Source organism: Streptomyces sp. MAI_2237 (genome assembly GCF_054189285.1).
This window is the reverse complement of sequence record NZ_JAJPGQ010000003.1, coordinates 691,448-711,022: the sequence shown is the minus strand read 5'-3', so window position 1 is coordinate 711,022 and position 19,575 is coordinate 691,448. Positions and strand designations below refer to the sequence as shown.

Here is a 19,575-nt window from a genome sequence, read left to right as displayed (position 1 = left end):
GCCGCCGTCAGCGGACGGTCTCCAGGACCTCCGAGGCGCCCAGGGCCTCGGCGATCGCGGTCAGCGCGTCCTCGTCCAGGGAGCGCAGCTCCTTGGCTCCGACGCCGAGGTCGTCGAGGATCTCGGCGTCGCCGACGGGGCTGTGCGGCACCGCCTCGGCGGAGCCGCTCACCTCGTCTCCGTCGTCGTCCTCGTCCTCGCCGTCCTCGGTCCCGTCGAGGTCGAGGGCGTCGAGGTCGGGGCCGTCGTCGCCGGGCTCCCTTCCGAGCAGTTCGTCGGTGAGGAGGATCTCGCCGTAACTGCTGCGAGCGGCGGCGGCGGCGTCCGAGACGTAGATACGAGGGTCGTCCTCGCCGTCCACGCGGACGACGCCGAACCACGCGTCCTCCTGCTCGATGAGCACCAGCACCGTGTCGTCGTCGGGCGAGGCTTCACGGGCCAGGTCGGCCAGATCCGACAGCGTCTCCACATTGTCGAGGAGCTCTGTGTCGCTCGCTTCCCACCCGTCTTCGGTGCGCGCGAGCAGTGCGGCGAAGTACACCGTGACTCTCCCACTGGTCATAGGTGTGCCGGTTGGGGGTCCCCCCGGCGGAGGTTTCGGGCGGAGAGAGCTTGGCTCCGAGCCCCACCCACTCGGAATCGTGGCAGAAACAAGGCGTTCAGGGGACGTCTTCGGCTCCCTGTGTCCGCTCGTTTTGATCGACCACCAGCGGGATCGTACGCGGCAAACGTGAGGCGCATGCACCCGGTTGCCCTACTCGGCTCCCGCGACGGACCCCGGCTACCAGCGGAACGTCCGCATGCGCATGGCGTGACGAAGGCGGGCGACCTTGGCGCGGCGGGGCTGCACCCGGTCCCGCAGTTCGCGGGCCTCCGCGAGCTCGCGCAGGAACCGGGCGCGGCGCCGCCGGCGCTCGGCGTCGGTCTCCTGCTGTGACGTGTCCGCTCGGGACTCAGGTTCAGGCATTGGTTCACCACCCCGTTTGCGTCCCTCCCACTTTCCCTCCGATGGCCGGTTTGATGCCAGAGCGAGCGTTCCCCGGCCGCGGTTACTGTTAGGCCATGCGTCTCCACGTCGTCGACCACCCCTTGGTCGCCCACAAGCTCACCACCCTGCGCGACCAGCGCACCGACTCCGCGACCTTCCGCCGTCTCGCCGACGAGCTGGTCACCCTGCTCGCCTACGAGGCCACGCGCGACGTGCGCACCGAGGCGATCGACATCCAGACGCCGGTCGCCCGGACCACCGGTGTGAAGCTCTCCCGGCCGCGCCCGCTGGTCGTCCCGATCCTGCGGGCGGGCCTCGGCATGCTGGACGGCATGGTCCGGCTGCTGCCGACCGCCGAGGTGGGCTTCCTGGGGATGATCCGCAACGAGGAGACCCTGCAGGCCTCGACGTACGCCTCGCGGATGCCCGAGGACCTCTCCGGGCGCCAGGTCTACGTCCTGGACCCGATGCTGGCGACCGGCGGGACGCTGGTCGCGGCCATCCAGGAGCTGATCAAGCGCGGTGCGGACGACGTGACCGCGGTCGTGCTGCTGGCGGCCCCCGAGGGCGTGGAGCTCATGGAGCGCGAGCTGGCGGGCACGCCGGTGACGGTCGTGACGGCGGCGGTCGACGACCACCTCAACGAGCACGGCTACATCGTCCCGGGCCTGGGCGACGCGGGAGATCGCCTCTACGGCGCGGCCGAGTAACACCCCCCAGGGGCGCGGGGAACCGCGCGACCGGCCGCGTCGGACCTGCGGCCGCCGTGCGACCGCGCCCCCTACGGCGGGCAAGCGCCTCTCAGCAGGTCTTCTTCGAAGAGGTGGGCGCCGGCACCGGCTTGCCCAGCGCGGCCATCGCCTTGTCCGCGTCCGCCTGCTTCATGAGCGACGTGAAACCCGTGCCGATGATCAGATCGACGTCGGCTCCCTTACGGGAAGCCTCCGTGCGGCGCTCGGCGCCGGAAAGCTGGGTACCCAGCACGGGCAGCGAGGTGTTCAGGGACGACGCCGGGCCCAGCAGTATCCCGGTGCCCTTGACCTTCTTGTCGAACTCCTTGGCCGCGTTGCCCACGTCACCGATCTTGAAGCCGCGCTTCTTGAGCTCGTCCGCGGTGTCCTTGGCCAGCCCGCTGCGCGGGGTGGCGTTGTAGACGTTCACGGTGATCTGCGCGGGCTTGGGCACCTTCGTGGCGGCCGCGGCGGACGCGCTCGCGCTGACCCGCGTGGAGCAGTCCGCTTTGGGGCCGGCGGCCGAGGCCTGTTTGCCGCCGCCGGTGAAGACGTCGACGAGCTGCAGCGTGCCCCAGCCGAGCACGCCGAGCACGACGACGGAGGCCGTGGCGGCGAGGGTGAGCCTGCCGCGCCTCCGGCGGGGGCGCATCCGGGGGTACTTGTCTCCCTTGATCCGGTATTTGCCACCCATGCCGGGGGGAGTCAGCATGCTCATGAGCGCAGCGTAGTGCGCCTGAGCGGCGATGCCTACTAGATGATCATTCGACGCCGCGCAGGTGAACCCGAAAGGGCCAAGCCTTTACCGACCGTCCTCGATCCCGGGCGTGTCAGTCCAGTTCCAGCACGCGCGCGTGGAGCACCTGGCGCTGCTGCAGCGCCGCCCGCACCGCGCGGTGCAGGCCGTCCTCCAGGTAGAGGTCGCCCTGCCACTTGACGACGTGGGCGAACAGGTCGCCGTAGAAGGTCGAGTCCTCGGCCAGGAGTGTTTCCAGGTCGAGCTGTCCCTTGGTCGTCACGAGCTGATCGAGGCGGACCGGGCGCGGCGCGACGTCCGCCCACTGCCGGGTGCTTTCCCGGCCGTGGTCGGGGTACGGCCGGCCGTTTCCGATGCGCTTGAAGATCACACGGAAAGCCTACCGGTCAAGACCTTCCGGGCGCAGCCATGGAGACGGAGTGCGACGCTGGAAAAGATGCCGCAAAGCGGGCCGAACCGGGAACAGAGGGTCTGACATGAGCGAGCGCGAGACCATGCCACCGGCAACCACGTCCGAAGCCCCGGGAAGCGCCCGCGCTCTCCCCCGGGAGGCCCTGGAGATCGCCTCCGGGTACGCCTTCACCGGCCCGGCGCTGGACCTCGGCGCCCTGATGTGGGGCGGGGAGTGCCTGCCGGACGCGCAGATCCGCATCCCGCTGACCATGCTCAACCGGCACGGTCTGGTCGCGGGCGCCACCGGCACCGGCAAGACCAAGACGCTCCAACTGGTCGCCGAGCAGCTCTCGGCGCAGGGCGTGCCGGTCTTCCTCGCCGACATCAAGGGCGACCTGTCCGGCGTTTCGGCGGCCGGAGAGCCGAACGACAAGGTGCGGGCACGGGCAGCGGAGGTCCACCAGGAGTGGACGCCGACCGGCTTTCCCGCCGAGTTCTACGCCCTCGGCGGGCTCGGGCACGGCATCCCCGTGCGCGCCACGGTCACCAGCTTCGGGCCGGTGCTGCTGGCCAAGGTGCTCCGGCTCAACCAGACCCAGGAGCAGTCCCTCGGCCTGATCTTCCACTACGCCGACACCAAGGGCCTTGAGCTGGTCGACCTCAAGGACCTGCGCGCGGTCGTCGCCTTCCTCACCTCCGACGAGGGCAGGGCGGAGCTGAAGGGCATCGGCGGGCTGTCGGCCGCCACGGCCGGCGTCATCCTGCGCTCGCTGACCGCGTTCGAGGCCCAGGGGATGGCCGACTTCTTCGGGGAGCCGGAGTTCGACACCGCCGAGTTCCTGCGCACGGCGCCCGACGGGCGGGGCGTCGTCTCCGTCCTCGAACTCGCCGCCGTACAGGACCGGCCGCAGCTGTTCTCGACGTTCCTGATGTGGCTGCTCGCCGACCTCTTCCACGACCTGCCGGAGGTCGGGGACGCCGAGAAGCCGGGGCTGGTGTTCTTCTTCGACGAGGCCCACCTGCTCTTCGACGACGCCTCCGAGGCGTTCCTCGACGCGATCACGCAGACCGTCCGGCTGATTCGCTCGAAAGGAGTCGGCGTCTTCTTCGTCACCCAGACCCCGAAAGACGTACCCTCCGACGTCCTCGCCCAGCTCGGCAACCGTGTCCAGCACGCTCTGCGGGCGTTCACACCGGACGACCAGAAGGCCCTCAAGGCGACGGTGAAGACCTTCCCGAACAGCGCCTACGACCTGGAGGAGCTGCTCACGGGCCTGGGGACCGGCGAGGCCGTCGTCACCGTGCTCAGCGAGAAGGGCGCCCCGACGCCGGTCGCCGCCACCCGGCTGCGCGCACCCGAGTCCCTGATGGGACCGCTCGACGGCCCCGCCCTGGACGAGGCGGTGCGCTCCTCGGCGCTGTACGGGCGTTACGCACAGGCTGTGGACAGGGAATCGGCGTACGAGAAGCTGACGTCGGACCAGCCCGCCGGGGCCAAGGGGCCGGAGGAGATGAAGGAAGCCGCCAGGGCGCCGAAGGCGAAGCCGCAGCCGAGCGTGGTCGAACAGGTCGTCGGCAGCGGCATGTTCAAGTCCCTCGCCCGCTCGGTCGGCACGCAGATCGGTCGCGAGATCACCCGCTCCCTCTTCGGCACGGCACGGCGGAGGCGGTAGGCCCGCCTCCGCCGCTCGGTCAGCGGCCCCGTTCCTCCGGGGGCCGCTGCTGCTGCGGTTTCCTCGCGTCCGGCTTGGGCGCGCTGCGGGCGGCCTCCGCGCGCAGCAGGGCGCGCAGGATCGCGTACGGGTCTGTGGGCATGAGTGTGTTCCTCGCGTCGTGACGGACCGTGCCTGGGGGCGGGGTCCGTCAGCAGCGCAGGACCACGGTGCGCAGGAGACGCGGGAGGCGCGCCGGGAGGCTCCGGGAGGGCGCCGCGGGCCCGGCGGGTGCCGGGGGCGGCAGTGGCGCCGGCCGCGGGGGCACGGCCGGGCGTTGCAGGGAGCGGAGGAGGGGTGGCAGCGCCGCCGTCTCCGAGACGTCGTACTCGGCGCTCATGGCCTGTGGCGGCGCGGACGCCACCGTCCAGGCCTCCCGGGGGACCAGCAGCGCGAGCAGCAGCACGAGCGCCCGCAGCCAGGAGCGGCGGTGCGGGCGGCGTCGTGCGGAGGTCACGGAGGTCCTCTCCCCCGACACGCCCGCCGTTCGGCACGCCGGGCGCGGGATACGCCCGTTCGGAGCACACGACGCCGCTAGAGCGCTTGCGGCACCTGGCGGGCCCGGCTCCGGATGCGGATCGCCGTGATGATCTCCACGATTCCGACGGCGACCAGCCAGATGCCGCCGACCAGGGTCAGCACGGCGACCGACTCGAAGGGCGAGTCGATCAGCACGATCCCGGCGACGAAGGTCAGGACGCCGAGGAAGATCTGCCAGCCGCGGGCCGGCATCTCCTTGTCGTGCGCCGCGGCCAGGGTCTGGGTGATCCCGCGGATCAGCCAGCCGATGCCGATCCACAGGGCGAGCAGCAGGATCGACCGCATCGGGCCGCGCAGACAGAACAGGCCCAGCAGGATGGAGAGGGCACCGCTGATGAAGGCCAGGACGCGCAGGGACGTCGACCGGTGCGTGCCGAAGGCGGCGATCAGCTGGAAGACGCCGCTGACGAGGAGATAGACGCCGAACAGGACTCCGGCCGCGAGCAGTGAGGCGCCCGGCCAGACGAGCACCAGGACGCCGAGGATCAGCGAGGCGACGCCGGTGAGCAGGACGATTTGCCAGGCGGCGCGGGACAGGGCGTGCAGGGGGCCTTCGAGGGGCGGCTCGGACGCGGTGGCGTACGCCTTGCGGTCGTCGTACCCGGCGCCCCGGTCAGCGGTGTTGGGCAGGTCGGTCATGATCCATGCTGGGCCCGGCGCCGGACACTCCGCCACCGCAGGACCCCACTTGGCCCACGCCTACCCCTGACTCTTGGCGGCCTTGGCCGCCGCCTTCATCTCCTGCTTGTGCGCGCGCACCCTGGCCAGGGACTCCGGCCCGGTGATGTCGGCGACGGACCGGAAGGACTCCGTTTCGCCGTAGGCGCCGGCGGCCTCCTGCCACCCCTCGGGCCGCACGCCCAGCTGCTTGCCGAGCAGCGCCAGGAAGATCTGCGCCTTCTGCTTGCCGAAGCCGGGCAGGTCCTGCAGGCGGCGCAGCAGCTCACGGCCGTCGGCGACGCCCTTCCAGACGAGCTCGGCGTTGCCGTCGTAGTGCTCGACGAGGTACTGGCACAGCTGCTGGATCCGCTTGGCCATGGAACCGGGGTAGCGGTGCACGGCCGGCTTCTCGGAGAGCAGCGCGACGAACGCCTCCGGGTCCTGCGCGGCGATCTCATGCGCGTCCAGGTCGTCGGCGCCGAGCCGGTCGGCGATGGTGCGGGGTCCCTTGAACGCCCACTCCATCGGGACCTGCTGGTCCAGCAGCATCCCGACCAGCGCGGCGAGCGGGGAGCGCCCGAGGAGCTCGTCGGCCTCGGGGTCCTGGGCGAGGTGAAGGGTGACGTCCATGACCCCGATCATGCCTCCGCGGCGGTCAGAGCTCCACGTGAGCACTCGCGAGCGCCGCGCCGAAGTAGCCCTTGACGCCGTGGACGGTGATGCCCGCGCTCTTGCCGCAGACGTCGACCGAACCGCTCAGGACGGGGCCGGCGGAGGAACCGCGGGCGATCCACACGCAGCCGTCGCTGTTCTCGGTGGGCGCCCCCACGACGGTCTCCAGCTTGCCGTCCTTGTTGAGGTCCGTGAGGTGGACGGCCGTGCCGAACCAGTCGCCGGTCTCGGCGGTCCCGGGCACCCCGGCCGTGTTCTGGGTGTAGCCGGCCGCCTTGGCGGTGGTCAGGCCGGAGGCCGAGCCGCGCAGCAGGACCGCGGTCCCGGCCGCCGCGTGGGTGCCGACGCCCTCGCCGGGGGAGCCGACCAGGACGTCGGCGTACTTGTCGCCGTCGACGTCCCCGACGCTGATCGACTGGCCGAACATGTCGCCGTTCTCGGCGGTGCCGGGCACGCCCGCGGTGTCCTGGTGGTAGACCGTCGGCTTCTGGTCCGCGGTGATGCCCTGCGCGCTGCCGTACAGGACCTGGATCTCGCCGCCGCGATGCGCCCAGCCGGCCGGGCCGCCGGACATGGAGTCGTCGGTGGAGACGCCGGTGACGAGGTCGCCGTAGCCGTCGCCGTTGATGTCGCCGACCACGCCCGCGTGGCCGTCGGCGTTGGGGAGTTCGGTGCGGCCGGAGGACGGCATGGACTCGCCGTCGCTGACGCCGGGCTGGACGTACACCGGTCCGCGCAGGTCGCCGTCGGTGGGGCCCGGGAGCCAGAACTGCTCCGCGTTCCCGTCGCCGTCGACGTCTCCCATCACGACGCCGCGGGTCTCGCCGTAGAAGGGCTCCCGGACGGTGGCGGCGGCCTTCCCGGTGCGCGTGAAGGGGCCGGTGTAGGTGGCGGCCTCGCAGCCCGAGCCGACGCTCAGCTCAGGGGCCCCGTCGCCGTTCATGTCGCCGGTGGCCAGGGACAGTCCGAAGCGGCAGTACGTCCTGCCCTCGCCGTAGCCCGTCGGCACCGAGATGTTCGCCCCGCCCCGGAGGCCGTTCGGGCCGCCCCACACGACCGTCACCGAGCCGCGCGAGTAGGCGTCGCCGACGGCCTCGTGGGGCCCCGACGATCAGGTCCGCGTATCCGTCGCGGTCCAGGTCGGCGCTGGCCACGGTGCCGCCGAACTGGTCGTCGTCCTCCGGCGAGCCGGGGATCCCGGTGGTCGCCTGGGTGATGACCGTGCGCCGGGTCGCGCTCAACGACGACGCCGAGCCGTACAGCACGACGACCGAACCGGCCTCCTCCACACCGCCGTTGGAGGCGTGGGGCGCGCCCACGGCCAGGTCCCGGTACCCGTCCCCGTTGAAGTCGTCCTGCACGGCCGCCGTGTTGGCGCCCTTGTAGGGGGCCGCGGCGGACGCCGTGACGGGCGTGAGCGTGACGGCGGCGGACGCGGTGATCATGGTCGCCACCAGGGCTGCTCTGCGCAACGGGACTCCTCGACTGAGTCTGGCCAGGGCTGTGCCCGGCAACGGACGTCCCACTGGACACACGAGACACACGAATGGTTGTACGGCCGACGGCGCCCCAACTGGCGCTTCCTGTAGGGGGAGTAGCGTGCGGCAGGTGAGCCAGCCGACCCCGGCGAAGCCGGTGACCCCACAAGACCTGATCGCGCACTACGCGCTGGAACCCATCCCCCACGAGGGCGGCCTGTTCCACACCACCTGGGCGGGACCCGAACGGGCCGACGGCCGCCCGGAGGGCACCGCGATCGTCGCCCTGCTGCGGGCCGGCGACCACTCCGCCCTGCACCGTCTGCCGACCGACGAGATCTGGCACTTCTACCTCGGCGGCCCGCTCGAACTGCTGCTCCTCGCCCCCGACGGCACCTCGTCCACGGCCGTCCTCGGCCCAGACGTCCTGGGCGGCCAGCATCCCCAGCTGACCGTGCCCGCCGGCACCTGGATGGGCGGCCGGACGCTGGGCGCGTGGACGTTCTTCGGCTGCACGATGGCCCCCGGGTTCACCTACGAGGGGTACGAGCACGGCGACGCGGACCGACTGACGGCGCGGTATCCCGACCGTGCGGCCCAGATCCTGGAACTGTCCCGCCCATGAGACTCCTCGAAGGACAGGTCGCCCTGGTCACCGGCGCGGGCGGCGGCATCGGCCGGGGCATCGCGCTGAGGTTCGCCGAGGAAGGAGCCGCGGTCGCGGTCCACTGCCATACGGCCGTGGAGCCGGCGCGTGAGGTGGCCGGGCGGATCGGGCGGTCGGGCGGGCGGGCCGTCGTGGTGCGGGGCGACCTCACGGATGAGGGCGTGTGCCGGCAGGTGGTGGGGGAGGCGGCCGCGTGGGGCGGCCGGCTGGACGCCCTGGTCAACAACGCGGGGGTGCAGCCCGTCCAGGAGCTGCCCGGGATGACGGCGGGCGAGTGGCGCGCGGTGGTGGACGCCAACCTGTCGAGCGTCTTCGCGTGCACGCAGGCCGCGGCGGAGTTCATGCGCGAGGGCGGCGGCGGTTCGGTCACCCACATCGCGTCCGTCGAGGGTCGGCAGCCGGCCGCCGCGCACGCCCACTACAGCGCCTCCAAGGCGGCCGTCGTCATGCACGCCCGGTCGGCGGCCCTGGAGTACGGGCGGTACGGCATCCGCGTCAACACCGTCTCGCCCGGGCTCATCGACCGGGAGGGGCTGGCCGAGGCCTGGCCCGAAGGGGTGGCACGCTGGCGGGCGGCGGTACCGCTCGGGCGGCTGGGGCGGCCGGAGGACGTCGGGGACGCCTGCGTGTTCCTGGCCTCCCGGCTCGCGTCCTGGGTCACGGGCCACGACCTGGTGACGGACGGCGGGGTCTCGGCGCGGCCGACGTGGTGAGCGGCGCTGAGCACACGGCGGCTTCCGTCCGTACCTAGGGCGTGTGTCGAAAGTCCCGCCTGCCCCGCGGGGCCCCGCCCTTCGGGCGGACGACGGGACTTTCGACACACGCCCTGACCGGAAGGCGGCGAGTCCGACGACGGAGAGACGACGTGAGGTGTGAGGGTGCGCGCGGCGGACGGCGGCCGCGGGAAACCGGTGTGCGCGCGGGAGTCCGGGGACCACTGCTGCTGGGCGCCCTGCTGGTGCTGCTCGTCCTCGGCGGTGCCGGACCGGCGTCGGCGCACGCGGCCCTGAAGTCCACCGACCCGAAGGACGGAAGCGTCCTGAAGTCGGCGCCCCGTTCGATCACGCTGACCTTCACCGAGTCCGTCGGCCTGCTCGACGACTCCTTCCGCGTCCTGGACCCCGACAACAAGCGGGTCCGCACGGGGCCGGCCGAGCACGGGCCGGGCGGCTCGGACACCGCGCGCGTGACGCTCCCCGCCGAACTCGCCCGGGGCACGTACGTGGTGGCCTGGCGGGCCGTGTCCGCCGACAGCCACCCGGTGTCGGGCGCGTTCACCTTCTCGGTCGGCAAACCCTCACCGACGGTCGCCGCGGTGAACACCGGCCCGGTCGAGAACCCGGCCACCGCCGGCCTGTACAACATCGCCCGCTATCTGGCCTACCTCGCCGCCGCCCTGCTCATCGGCACGTCGGCCTTCGTCGTCCTGTGCCGCCCGGCGGACCCCGCCCCCTGCGCAAACCCCTGCTGACAGGCTGGTGGACCCTCCTGGGCACCAGCCTGTTCCTGCTGGCCCTGCGCGCCCCGTACGAGACCGGGGCGGGCCCGACCGCGGCCTTCGACGCCGGGGCCCTCACCCGGACCCTGACGGGCCGCCCCGGGCTGGCCCTGCTGGTCCGGCTGGCGCTGCTGCTGATCGTCGCCGCCGCGGTCGTGTCACTCCGCAAACGACCGGGCTGGTCCTGGCTGTCGGCCGCGGGGAGCAATCGGTCGGCGCGGTCGGTCGCGGGGAGCCGTGGGAGCGGGCCGGTCGGCGCGGGCCCCGAGGAGGCCGTCCCGGATGCGTCGCGGGGGACGGCCGCCGACGCCGGCCCGGACCGGCCCGAAGCCCCGGAAGAACCGCGCGAGGACGCACACGAGGCCGACGCGCCTCCTCCGGTGGCCGAAGCCCAGAACGGGCCCCACGGGGCCGGGCGGCGGCCCCCGGCCGTGGTGGACGCCGGACGGGCGGACGCGGGGTCTGAGGGCGCCCGCCGGGCCGCCTCGCGGCCGATCCCGGCCGCCTCCGTCCTGCCCCTGACCGCCCTCACCGCCCTGGCCGTCGCGCTCGCGCTGACCTGGGCCGCCGCCGAGCACGCCTCGGCCGGCATCCAGGTGCCCCTGGCCATGACCTCCTCGGTGCTGCATCTGCTGGCCATGGCCGTCTGGCTGGGCGGACTCACGGCCCTGCTGGTCCTGCTGCACCGCACCGAGCTGGCCCCGGCCGCCGTGGCTCGCTTCTCCCGCCTCGCCCCGGCCTGCGTGACCGTCCTCGTCGTCACCGGCGTCTACCAGTCCTGGCGCGGCCTGGGCTCCCTGAACGCGCTCACGGGGACGACGTACGGCCGTCTGCTGCTCGCCAAGCTGGCCGTGGTCGTGCTGCTGCTGGCCCTGGCGTGGCTCTCCCGGCAGTGGACGGCACGGCTCGTCGAGGCGCCGGCCGAGGCGGTCGTACGGGAACGGGTGCCCGAGCCGGTCGGCGGCCGGCCGTCGCTGCCCGCGCCGGACGACCCCGCCGGCCCGTCCGCGGCGCCCGCGTCCGCCGACCCGGCGGAGTCCGCCGCCTCCCGCCGCGGGCTGCGCCGCTCCGTTCTCGCCGAGGTGACCGTGGGCGTGGTCGTCCTGGTGGTCACCACGGTTCTCACCGGCACCCTGCCGGGCCGCGCCGCCGCCGAGGCGGAGCAGGCGCCGACGACGGCCGGCGGGCTGCCGGCCACGTCCGTGACCATGATCCCGTTCGACGTCGGCACCCCCGGCGGGCACGGCAAGGTGCAGATCACCCTCGACCCCGGACGGGTCGGCGACAACTCCGTGCAGGCGGTCGTCTTCGGCCCCGACGGCGGCATCTCCACCGTCCCCGAGCTGCGGCTCTCCCTCATGCTCCCCGCCCGCGGGATCGGCCCGATCGACGCGCGGCTGACGAACCTCGGCGGCTACTGGGGGACCAGCTCCCTGACCCTCCCCATCGCCGGGACCTGGACGTTGAAGGCGACGGTCAGGACCTCCGACATCGACCAGGTCACCGTCTCCAGGACCGTGCGGATCACCGGCTGACCTCGGTCGGCGCCCGGTGCGAAACCGGCATGTCCTCTTATCTCACGGCACCTCTGTCCGAGCGCTCGGACGAGATCGATCTAAAACATGTCGGTCACGTTTCCACAAAGCTCTTGGGCAGCTATTGACCCATGAGCGGACATGACGCTGTTATTACCGCCACGATGTTCGGTCGAGTTGATTTCTGGTCGGTTTCGACTTGTTTCGACATGGCGCAGTTGTGGCCGAACCCTGCCTTCAGGAGCCGTACATGGACCTCTCCCCCTCGGGTCTCTCCCTTCCCTCCCCGAGCCGCCGCAGTCTGCTGCGCGGCGCGGGCGGTGCCGCGCTGCTCGCCGGAGCGGGCATACCCCTGCTGAGCGCCTGCGGAAGCAGCAGCAGCGGGTCGGATTCCAAGACCGTCAGCGTCGGTTCCAACGACTCGGATGCGGTGCCGAAGAAGGCGTACGCCGCCGTCTACGACACGTTCAAGAAGCAGTCCGGCATCACGGTCGACGTCAACACGAAGGACCACAACACCTTCCAGGAGCAGATCAACTCCTACCTGCAGGGCACGCCGGACGACGTGTTCAAGTGGTTCGCGGGCTACCGCATGCAGTTCTTCGCCAAGAAGGGCCTCGCTTCCCCGATCGACGACGTGTGGGACAAGATCGGGGGCAACTTCCCCGACGCGATGAAGAAGCTCAGCAAGGGCGAGGACGGCAAGTACTACTTCGTGCCGATGACCACGTACCCGTGGGCGGTCTTCTACCGCAAGAGCGTCTTCCAGGCGAAGGGCTACCAGGTCCCCACCACGTGGGACGAGTTGGTCGCCCTGTGCAAGAAGATGAAGAAGGACGGCCTGGTCCCGATCGCGTTCGGCGACAAGGACGCCTGGCCGGCCATGGGCACCTTCGACCAGATCAACTTCCGCCTGAACGGCTACGACTTCCACGTCGAGCTGATGGCGGGCAAGGCCGCGTGGACCGACGCCAAGGTCAAGGCCGTCTTCGACCACTGGGCCGAGCTGCTGCCCTACCACCAGGACGGCTTCATGGGCCGCACCTGGCAGGACGCCGCGCAGACCCTGGTGTCGAAGAAGGCCGGCATGTACCTCCTGGGCACCTTCGTGGCCCAGCAGTTCACCAACAAGGCCGACCTCGACGACCTCGACTTCTTCGCCTTCCCGGAGATCAACTCCGCGTACGGGCAGGACACCGTGGAGGCGCCCACCGACGGCTTCATGGTCTCCAAGGCGCCGAAGAACAAGGCCGGCATGCTCAAGCTGATGGAGTACCTGGGCACCCCGGGTGCCGAGGAGCTCTACCTCAAGGGCGACCCGAGCGTGGTCGCGGCCTCCAACAAGGCCTCCACCGCCTCCTACTCGCCGCTGCAGAAGAAGGCGTTCGAGATGATCTCCAACGCCAAGAGCCTGACGCAGTTCATGGACCGCGACTCCCGGCCGGACTTCACCTCGACGGTGATGCAGCCCTCGCTGCAGAAGTTCCTGCAGAACCCCAAGGGCGTCGACAGCCTGCTGGCCTCGATCGAACGCCAGAAGAAGACGATCTTCGCGTCCTGATGAGCGCCGACACCACCACCACGAGCCCGGAGACGGCCCCCCAGCCGTCTTCGGGCCCCGCGCCTGTCAAGGAGCGGGTCCCGCGGGGCCACAAGCGCCTGCTGACCCGCCGCGACCGCGTCACGCTCGCCTTCATGGCCGGCGTGCCGACGGTCCTTCATGTGGCCCTCGTCTGGGTCACCGCCATCGCGTCGATCTTCCTGGCCTTCACCAGCTGGGACGGCATCGGCTTCGACTCCATCAAGTGGGTGGGGCTGGACAACTTCAAACAGCTGTTCAGCGACAACCCGCAGTTCTGGCCCGCGGTCGAGCACAACATCATCTGGTTCGTCGTGCTCATCCTGATCCCCACGCCGATGGGCCTGTTCCTGGCCGTCCAGCTGGACAAGAAGATCCGTTTCTCCCGGGTCTACCAGACCGCCTACTTCCTGCCGGTCGTGGTCTCGCTCGCGGTCACCGGCTTCGTCTGGCAGCTCGTCTACAACCCCGACACCGGCCTGATCAACAGCCTCATCGGGGCCAACAAGCCCGGCCACTACATCGACTGGATCGGCGACCCGCACCTGAACCTGTGGGCCGTGCTGGTCGCCGCATCCTGGCGGCACACCGGTTACATGATGATCCTCTACCTGGCCGGCCTGAAGGGCGTGGACCCCTCCCTGCGCGAGGCCTCCGCCCTGGACGGCGCGAACGAGTGGCAGACGTTCAAGAACGTCATCTTCCCCACCCTGCGCCCCACCAACACCGTCGTCCTGGTGGTCACGATCATCGAGGCGCTGCGCGCCTTCGACCTGGTCTTCGTCTTCAATAAGGGCGCCCAGGGCACCGAGTTGCTGTCGATCCTGATCACCAACAACATCATCGGCGAGTCCAGCCGGATCGGTTACGGCTCCGCGATCGCCGTCGTCCTGCTGGTGATCTCCCTCGCGGTCATCATCCCGTACCTGATCGCGACCTTCCGGAAGGAGCGGCGCGCATGAGCACGGCTGTCGTCACCAAGCAGCGCACTCCCGTCCGCCCGGCCCGGATCCTGCTGCACGTCTTCCTCGTCACCACCTCGCTGGCCTGGCTCGCCCCGCTGGTGTGGGCGGTCTTCGCCGCGCTGCGGCCGTACTCGGAGACCAGCAACAAGGGCTATGTGTCCTGGCCGGACAAGCTGACGTTCGACAACTTCAAGAACGCCTTCGTGCAGTCCGACATGCTGCACTACTTCGGCAACACGCTGATCATCGCGGTGCCGGCCGTGCTGCTGACGCTGCTGCTGTCGTCGATGGTGGCGTTCTACGTCAGCCGGTTCGACTTCCGCCTCAACATCGCCCTGCTGCTGGTGTTCACCGCGGGCAACCTGCTGCCCCAGCAGGTCATCATCACCCCGCTGTACCGGATGTACCTGCTGATCGACCTGCCGGGGGTCACCGCCAGCGGCAAGCTGTACGACTCCGCGCTCGGCCTGGTGCTGATCCACGTCGCGTTCCAGTCCGGGTTCTGCGCGTTCGTGCTGTCCAACTACATGCGGATGCTGCCGCACGAACTCACCGAGGCCGCCCTGGTGGACGGCGCGTCGGTGTGGCGCCAGTACTGGCAGATCGTGCTGCCCCTGTGCAAGCCCGCCATGGCCGCCCTGGCGACGTTGCTGTCCATCTGGATCTACAACGACTTCTTCTGGGCCATCGTGCTGATCTCCACCGGGGAGAACATGCCGATCACCAGCGCGTTGAACAACCTCTCCGGGCAGTACTTCACCGACCCCAACCTCGTCGCCGCCGGCGCCCTGCTCACCGCGATCCCCACCCTGATCGTGTACTTCGTGCTGCAACGGCAGTTCGTCAGCGGCCTCACCCTCGGCGCCAACAAGGGCTGACGCCCCCCTTTGTGAAAGAGACCCCCGTGCACCACCCCTTCACCCCCGTCGCCTCCCTCCCCGTGGACCCGCTCAACGCCCGGGTCCACGAGGAGGGCTGGCAGTCCTGGAGCCCCAGCGGGGCCTACGCCCCGGGTGAGCGGCCGTACCGCCCGACCAACGACAACTGGGCGACGGTCTGTTACCGCCCCGGCGTCACCGTCCCCGAGGGCACCTTCCAGGGCGAGGGCCTGCTGGCGCTCGACCCCGGCGACGGCTCACCGGCCCGGCTGTGGGCGGCCGTCGACCCCACCGGCGAGGTCCCCTCCATCCGGCTGACGGTGACGGACGGCCTCGCGGAGGTCACCGCGGACGGTCCGGTGAAGGAGTGGACGGGCACCGACATCCAGGAAGCACTGGGCGGCTGGGCCGACAGCCTCGGCGTCGCACCGCCGCGGCCGGCCCCCACCGTCTGGTGCTCCTGGTACGAGTACTTCACGCACGTCACCGAGGACGACATCCACGAGAACCTCCGTGCGATGGACACCCTCGACCTGCCCATCGACGTCGTCCAGATCGACGACGGCTACCAGAAGGCCCTCGGCGACTGGCTCACCCTCTCCGGCCGCTTCCGCTCCCGCGCGGGCATCGCGGACGCCATCCGGGCGCGCGGCCGCCGGGCCGGCATCTGGACGGCCCCCTTCCTGGTGGACCCGGCGAGCGACCTGGCCGGCGAGCACCCCGACTGGCTGGTCCGCTCCGCCGACGGCGGCTTCGCGCACGCCGGCCGCAACTGGGGCCACGACCTGCGGGTGCTGGACACCACCCACCCCGAGGCGGCGGCGTACCTGACGGACGTCTTCCGCACGCTGCGCTCCGAGGGCTACGACTACTTCAAGGTCGACTTCCTGTACGCCGGCGCGCTGGACGGCGTACGGCACGAGGACGTCGACGCGCTGACCGCGTACCGCGACGGCATCCGGCTGATCCGCGAGGCCATCGGCGCCGACGCCTACCTGCTGGGCTGCGGGGCGCCGATCCTGCCCTCCATCGGCCTGTTCGACGCGATGCGGGTCAGCCCCGACACGGCCCCGCACCGCCGCCCCGAGGCCGACGACTACAGCCAGCCCGGCCAGGACCCGGCCGAGTTCACCGGCGTGGGCCGCCAGTGGCAGCACGGCCGGCTCTGGACCAACGACCCCGACTGCCTGATGGCCCGCCCCGCCGTGGAGACCCGCGAGCGCTGGGCGGCCCACGTGGAGGCCACCGGCGGCCTGATGGCCTCCAGCGACCGGCTGCTGTCCCTGGACGAGTGGGGCGTCGCCACCACGCGCCGGCTGCTCTCCGGAGGTGCCCGATGACACGCGCCCTGAACGTCCCGGGCATCGCCTACGGCGGCGACTACAACCCCGAGCAGTGGCCCGAGGAGGTGTGGGCCGAGGACATGCGGCTGATGGCCGAGGCCGGGGTCACCATGGTCAGCGTCAACATCTTCTCCTGGGCGCTGCTGGAACCCTCCGAGGGCACCTACGACTTCTCGCGCCTGGACCGCATCCTCGGCCTGCTGCACGAGCACGGCATCGCCGCCGACCTCGCGACCCCGACCGCGGCCCCGCCCGCCTGGTTCTTCGTCGCCCACCCGGACGCCCTGCCGGTGGACGCGGACGGCCGCAGGCTGTCGTACGGCAGCCGCCAGACGTTCTGCCCGTCCAGCCCGGCCTACCGGGAGGCCGCCCTGCGGATCGTCGGGGAGCTGGCGCGCCGGTACGCCGATCACCCGGCCGTGGCGATGTGGCACGTCCACAACGAGTACGGCTGCCACAACGCCGAGTGCTTCTGCGACACCAGCGCGGAGGCGTTCCGCGCCTGGCTGCAGGACCGGTACGCGAGCCTGGACGCCCTCAACCACGCCTGGGGCACCACCTTCTGGAGCCAGTGGTACTACGACTGGGACCAGATCCTGCCCCCGCGCGCGACCGGCGCGGTCCCCAACCCCACGCACCGGCTGGACTGGCGCCGCTTCTGCAGCGACGCCCTGCTGTCGCTGTACGAGGCCGAGCGGGACGTCCTGGCCGAGGCCGCGCCGACGACCCCGGCGACCACCAACTTCATGGTGATGTACAACTTCGACGCCCTCGACTACTGGCGCTGGGCCCCGAAGCTGGACATCGTCTCCAACGACCACTACCTGCGGTCCTCCGACCCCGAGTCCGAGATCGACATCGCGCTCAGCGGCGACCTGGTCCGCTCCCTGGCCGGCGGCCCGTGGCTGCTGATGGAGCACTCCACGGGCGCCGTCAACTGGCAGCCGGTCAACCGGGCCAAAACGGCAGGGGAGTTGCGCCGCAACGCCCTCGCACACGTCGCCCGGGGCGCCGACGGCATCGCCTACTTCCAGTGGCGGGCCGCCAAGGCGGGCGCCGAGCAGTGGCACTCGGCGATGCTGCCGCACGCCGGGACCGACAGCCAGATCTGGCGCGACGTCGTGCGACTGGGCGCGGACCTGCGGGCGCTCGCGGAGGTGCGCGGCAGTACGACGCCGGCCGAGGTGGCCGTGGCCTGGGACTGGGACGCCCGTTGGGCCCTGGAACTGCCCTCGCAGCCGAGCGGCGCACTGCGCTTCCTGGACCTGGTGCGGGACTGGTACGAGCCCTTGTGGCGCGCGGGCGTGGCGGTGGACTTCGTCCGCCCGGACGCCGACCTGTCGGCGTACCGGCTTGTCCTGGCGCCCAGCCTCTACCTGGTGGACGACGAGGGCGCGGCGAACCTCAGTGCGTTCGCCGAGCGCGGCGGCACGCTCGCCGTCGGCTTCCACAGCGGCATGGTCGACGCCAACTGCCATGTCCGGCTGGGCGGTTACCCGGGCGCGTTCCGTACGGCCCTGGGCATCCGGACGGACGAGCTGTTCCCGCTGCTGCCCGGGGAGACGGTGGCCCTGAGCGGCGGCGGCACGGGCACGCTGTGGTCGGAGCGGGTACGGTTGGAGGGCGCGGAGGCGGTGTCGTCGTACACGACGGGCCCGCTGGCCGGGACCCCGGCGGTGACCCGCCACGCGCACGGCTCGGGCGCCGCCTGGTACCTGTCCACGCGGCCCGACCCGGCGACCCTGGCCGGCCTGCTGGAGCGGGTCCGCGCGGAGGCCGGTGTGACGGCCGTCCGCACGGCGCCCGCCGGGGTGGAGGCGGCGCTGCGGCGCGGCCCCGACGCCGACTACCTGTTTCTGATCAACCACGGCGACGAGGACGCGACGGTCCCGGTCGCGCCGGGAGCGGTCGAACTGCTCACCGGGAAACCGGCGGGCGACGCGGTCGCCGTGCCGGCCGGCGAGGTCGCCGTGGTGCGGGAGCCGCACCACCGCTGACGGCCCCGCGCCCCCGCACCGCCCTTCGCGCCCTGTTCAACCGCTGCCCGGCAGCGGTTGAACAGGGCGCTTCGCGTTCAATTTCCCGCCTCTTTTGATCGGTTGACGGAAATCCGTGTTCCCGGCGAAGATTTCATCAGTCGCCGGGAACAACCCGGCGAAGACAAAGAGGGGAAGTGAATCGCGATGGAGAACGTCGAGTTCGACGACATCGAGTTCATCGAGACGGCCGAGGAGCTGCTCGCCACCTCCTACTACAAGAACATCCAGTAATTGTTCTTGAAGTAGCACAGTGGTGAAGGGCGGCGTCTGCGGACGCCGCCCCTCGCCGCATGACCGGCCCAACAGAGTTCAACAGCGGGAAGGCTGTCGCAGTGGCAACAGAAGACACGGCCTGGGAAGAGCGGATCGCCGCCCTGTGGTCCGCCCTCGATGATCACGACGAGGAGGAATTCGTCAGAAGAGTCCGGGAACTCACCTCGGAACTTCCGTCGGACGACGCGAGGATTCCCTTCGAACTCGCCTGCGCCTTCGACTCCACCGGCCACTCCGACCAGGCCGTCCCGCTCTACCGGCAGGCGCTCGACGAGGGTCTCACCGGTGTGCGCCGCCGCCGCGCCGTCATCCAGCTGGCCAGCTCCCTGCGCAACGTCGGCCAGGTCAAGGAGAGCGTCGCCCTGCTGGAGGCCGAGCGCGAGGCCGGCTCGGACCTGCTGGACGACGCCGTCGTCGGGTTCCTCGCCCTCGCCTACGCGGACGTCGGCCGGGAGCGCGAGGCGCTCTCGTACGCCCTCGTCGCGCTGGCCCGGCACCTGCCGCGCTACAACCGCTCCCTCGCGGACTACGCCAGGGACCTGACCGGAGAGCCGGCATAGGACCGCCGTCCCTTTCGCCGCGCGCCCGGGTGTCGTCACGACGACACCCGGGCGTTTTTCTGTGCGCTTTCTTTTCCCGGCGCATTTCCGTGTGCGCGCCGGCCGTAGTTGAACTCGTTGACCCAACTCCCCTCCCCGGGCGAAGATTTCATCAGTCGCCGGGAACAACCCGGGGAAAAAGAAGAAGGGAAGTGAGTCACGATGGAGAACGTCGAGTTCGACGACATCGAGTTCATCGAGACGGCCGAGGAGCTGCTCGCCACCTCCTACTACAAGAACATCCAGTAATTGTTCTTGACGTAGGCAG

23 protein-coding genes are annotated in these 19,575 nt (G+C 71.2%); 12 read left to right on the top strand and 11 right to left on the bottom strand.

The window, feature by feature from the left end:
- Window positions 1-7 precede the first annotated feature (7 nt).
- Together LN251_RS13515 and LN251_RS13510 are read right to left on the bottom strand one after the other, a co-directional pair.
- Window positions 8-541, bottom strand: a complete 534-nt coding sequence (locus LN251_RS13515) for a tRNA adenosine deaminase-associated protein (RefSeq protein WP_458246716.1) — start codon at window positions 539-541, stop codon at window positions 8-10.
- A 240-nt stretch (window positions 542-781) separates the two neighbouring features.
- Entirely contained in the window at window positions 782-967 is a 186-nt protein-coding gene (locus LN251_RS13510; protein ID WP_079078070.1) for a hypothetical protein, read from the bottom strand.
- 95 nt (window positions 968-1,062) lie between these two features.
- Here LN251_RS13510 and upp point away from each other — a divergent pair, with 95 nt between their 5' ends.
- The gene (gene upp, locus LN251_RS13505) at window positions 1,063-1,698 is read left to right on the top strand and encodes a uracil phosphoribosyltransferase (protein WP_351563514.1); all 636 of its coding nucleotides are present in this window, start codon (window positions 1,063-1,065) and stop codon (window positions 1,696-1,698) included.
- Between the two features lie 91 nt (window positions 1,699-1,789).
- Here upp and LN251_RS13500 read toward each other — a convergent pair whose 3' ends face one another.
- Window positions 1,790-2,437 carry a LytR C-terminal domain-containing protein gene (locus tag LN251_RS13500; protein WP_458244654.1) on the bottom strand — a complete coding sequence of 216 codons (648 nt, stop codon included), beginning with the start codon at window positions 2,435-2,437 and terminating at the stop codon, window positions 1,790-1,792.
- A 112-nt stretch (window positions 2,438-2,549) separates the two neighbouring features.
- Window positions 2,550-2,846, bottom strand: a complete 297-nt coding sequence (locus LN251_RS13495; RefSeq protein ID WP_003999914.1) for a type II toxin-antitoxin system VapB family antitoxin — start codon at window positions 2,844-2,846, stop codon at window positions 2,550-2,552.
- 106 nt (window positions 2,847-2,952) lie between these two features.
- Between LN251_RS13495 and LN251_RS13490 the strand changes: the two genes are divergently transcribed.
- On the top strand, window positions 2,953-4,542 hold the full coding sequence (locus tag LN251_RS13490) for a helicase HerA-like domain-containing protein (protein ID WP_458244653.1): 1,590 nt from the start codon (window positions 2,953-2,955) through the stop codon (window positions 4,540-4,542).
- Between the two features lie 19 nt (window positions 4,543-4,561).
- Here LN251_RS13490 and LN251_RS13485 read toward each other — a convergent pair whose 3' ends face one another.
- From LN251_RS13485 to LN251_RS13460, 6 genes are all read right to left on the bottom strand, one after another.
- On the bottom strand, window positions 4,562-4,684 hold the full coding sequence (locus LN251_RS13485; RefSeq protein WP_458244652.1) for a hypothetical protein: 123 nt from the start codon (window positions 4,682-4,684) through the stop codon (window positions 4,562-4,564).
- Between the two features lie 48 nt (window positions 4,685-4,732).
- Window positions 4,733-5,038, bottom strand: a complete 306-nt coding sequence (locus LN251_RS13480; RefSeq protein WP_458244651.1) for a hypothetical protein — start codon at window positions 5,036-5,038, stop codon at window positions 4,733-4,735.
- 77 nt (window positions 5,039-5,115) lie between these two features.
- Window positions 5,116-5,760 (bottom strand): HdeD family acid-resistance protein, encoded by a 645-nt coding sequence (locus tag LN251_RS13475; protein ID WP_458244650.1) that lies wholly within the window; start codon window positions 5,758-5,760, stop codon window positions 5,116-5,118.
- Between the two features lie 60 nt (window positions 5,761-5,820).
- On the bottom strand, window positions 5,821-6,411 hold the full coding sequence (locus LN251_RS13470) for an HhH-GPD-type base excision DNA repair protein (RefSeq protein WP_458244649.1): 591 nt from the start codon (window positions 6,409-6,411) through the stop codon (window positions 5,821-5,823).
- Between the two features lie 25 nt (window positions 6,412-6,436).
- Window positions 6,437-7,462, bottom strand: a complete 1,026-nt coding sequence (locus tag LN251_RS13465; protein ID WP_458244648.1) for a VCBS repeat-containing protein — start codon at window positions 7,460-7,462, stop codon at window positions 6,437-6,439.
- Window positions 7,374-7,925, bottom strand: a complete 552-nt coding sequence (locus tag LN251_RS13460) for an integrin alpha (RefSeq protein ID WP_458244647.1) — start codon at window positions 7,923-7,925, stop codon at window positions 7,374-7,376. The genes LN251_RS13465 and LN251_RS13460 overlap by 89 nt, the downstream gene beginning before the upstream one ends.
- A gap of 163 nt (window positions 7,926-8,088) precedes the next feature.
- Between LN251_RS13460 and LN251_RS13455 the strand changes: the two genes are divergently transcribed.
- The 9 genes from LN251_RS13455 (at window position 8,089) to LN251_RS13415 (ending at window position 18,393) form a co-directional block, all read left to right on the top strand.
- Complete coding sequence (locus LN251_RS13455) at window positions 8,089-8,556, top strand: cupin domain-containing protein (RefSeq protein WP_458246715.1); 468 nt, start codon at window positions 8,089-8,091, stop codon at window positions 8,554-8,556.
- A complete protein-coding gene (locus LN251_RS13450) occupies window positions 8,553-9,311 on the top strand; it encodes an SDR family NAD(P)-dependent oxidoreductase (RefSeq protein WP_458244646.1) in 759 nt (252 codons plus the stop codon). The genes LN251_RS13455 and LN251_RS13450 overlap by 4 nt, the downstream gene beginning before the upstream one ends.
- Before the next feature lie 200 nt (window positions 9,312-9,511).
- A complete protein-coding gene (locus tag LN251_RS13445; RefSeq protein WP_458244645.1) occupies window positions 9,512-10,069 on the top strand; it encodes a copper resistance CopC family protein in 558 nt (185 codons plus the stop codon).
- A complete protein-coding gene (locus LN251_RS13440) occupies window positions 10,027-11,631 on the top strand; it encodes a CopD family protein (protein WP_458244644.1) in 1,605 nt (534 codons plus the stop codon). Before LN251_RS13445 ends, LN251_RS13440 begins: the two co-directional genes overlap by 43 nt.
- Before the next feature lie 250 nt (window positions 11,632-11,881).
- Window positions 11,882-13,192 carry an ABC transporter substrate-binding protein gene (locus LN251_RS13435; protein ID WP_458244643.1) on the top strand — a complete coding sequence of 437 codons (1,311 nt, stop codon included), beginning with the start codon at window positions 11,882-11,884 and terminating at the stop codon, window positions 13,190-13,192.
- Window positions 13,192-14,172 carry a carbohydrate ABC transporter permease gene (locus LN251_RS13430; protein ID WP_458244642.1) on the top strand — a complete coding sequence of 327 codons (981 nt, stop codon included), beginning with the start codon at window positions 13,192-13,194 and terminating at the stop codon, window positions 14,170-14,172. Before LN251_RS13435 ends, LN251_RS13430 begins: the two co-directional genes overlap by 1 nt.
- Window positions 14,169-15,053: a carbohydrate ABC transporter permease gene (locus LN251_RS13425; RefSeq protein WP_249835698.1), complete on the top strand. Its 885-nt coding sequence runs from the start codon at window positions 14,169-14,171 to the stop codon at window positions 15,051-15,053. The genes LN251_RS13430 and LN251_RS13425 overlap by 4 nt, the downstream gene beginning before the upstream one ends.
- Before the next feature lie 26 nt (window positions 15,054-15,079).
- Entirely contained in the window at window positions 15,080-16,393 is a 1,314-nt protein-coding gene (locus tag LN251_RS13420) for a glycoside hydrolase family 36 protein (protein ID WP_458246714.1), read from the top strand.
- On the top strand, window positions 16,390-18,393 hold the full coding sequence (locus LN251_RS13415; RefSeq protein ID WP_458244641.1) for a beta-galactosidase: 2,004 nt from the start codon (window positions 16,390-16,392) through the stop codon (window positions 18,391-18,393). The genes LN251_RS13420 and LN251_RS13415 overlap by 4 nt, the downstream gene beginning before the upstream one ends.
- A 36-nt stretch (window positions 18,394-18,429) precedes the next feature.
- Here LN251_RS13415 and LN251_RS13410 read toward each other — a convergent pair whose 3' ends face one another.
- Window positions 18,430-18,684: a hypothetical protein gene (locus tag LN251_RS13410; protein WP_458244640.1), complete on the bottom strand. Its 255-nt coding sequence runs from the start codon at window positions 18,682-18,684 to the stop codon at window positions 18,430-18,432.
- Between the two features lie 83 nt (window positions 18,685-18,767).
- Here LN251_RS13410 and LN251_RS13405 point away from each other — a divergent pair, with 83 nt between their 5' ends.
- Window positions 18,768-19,268, top strand: a complete 501-nt coding sequence (locus tag LN251_RS13405; protein WP_458244639.1) for a tetratricopeptide repeat protein — start codon at window positions 18,768-18,770, stop codon at window positions 19,266-19,268.
- Window positions 19,269-19,575 lie beyond the last annotated feature (307 nt).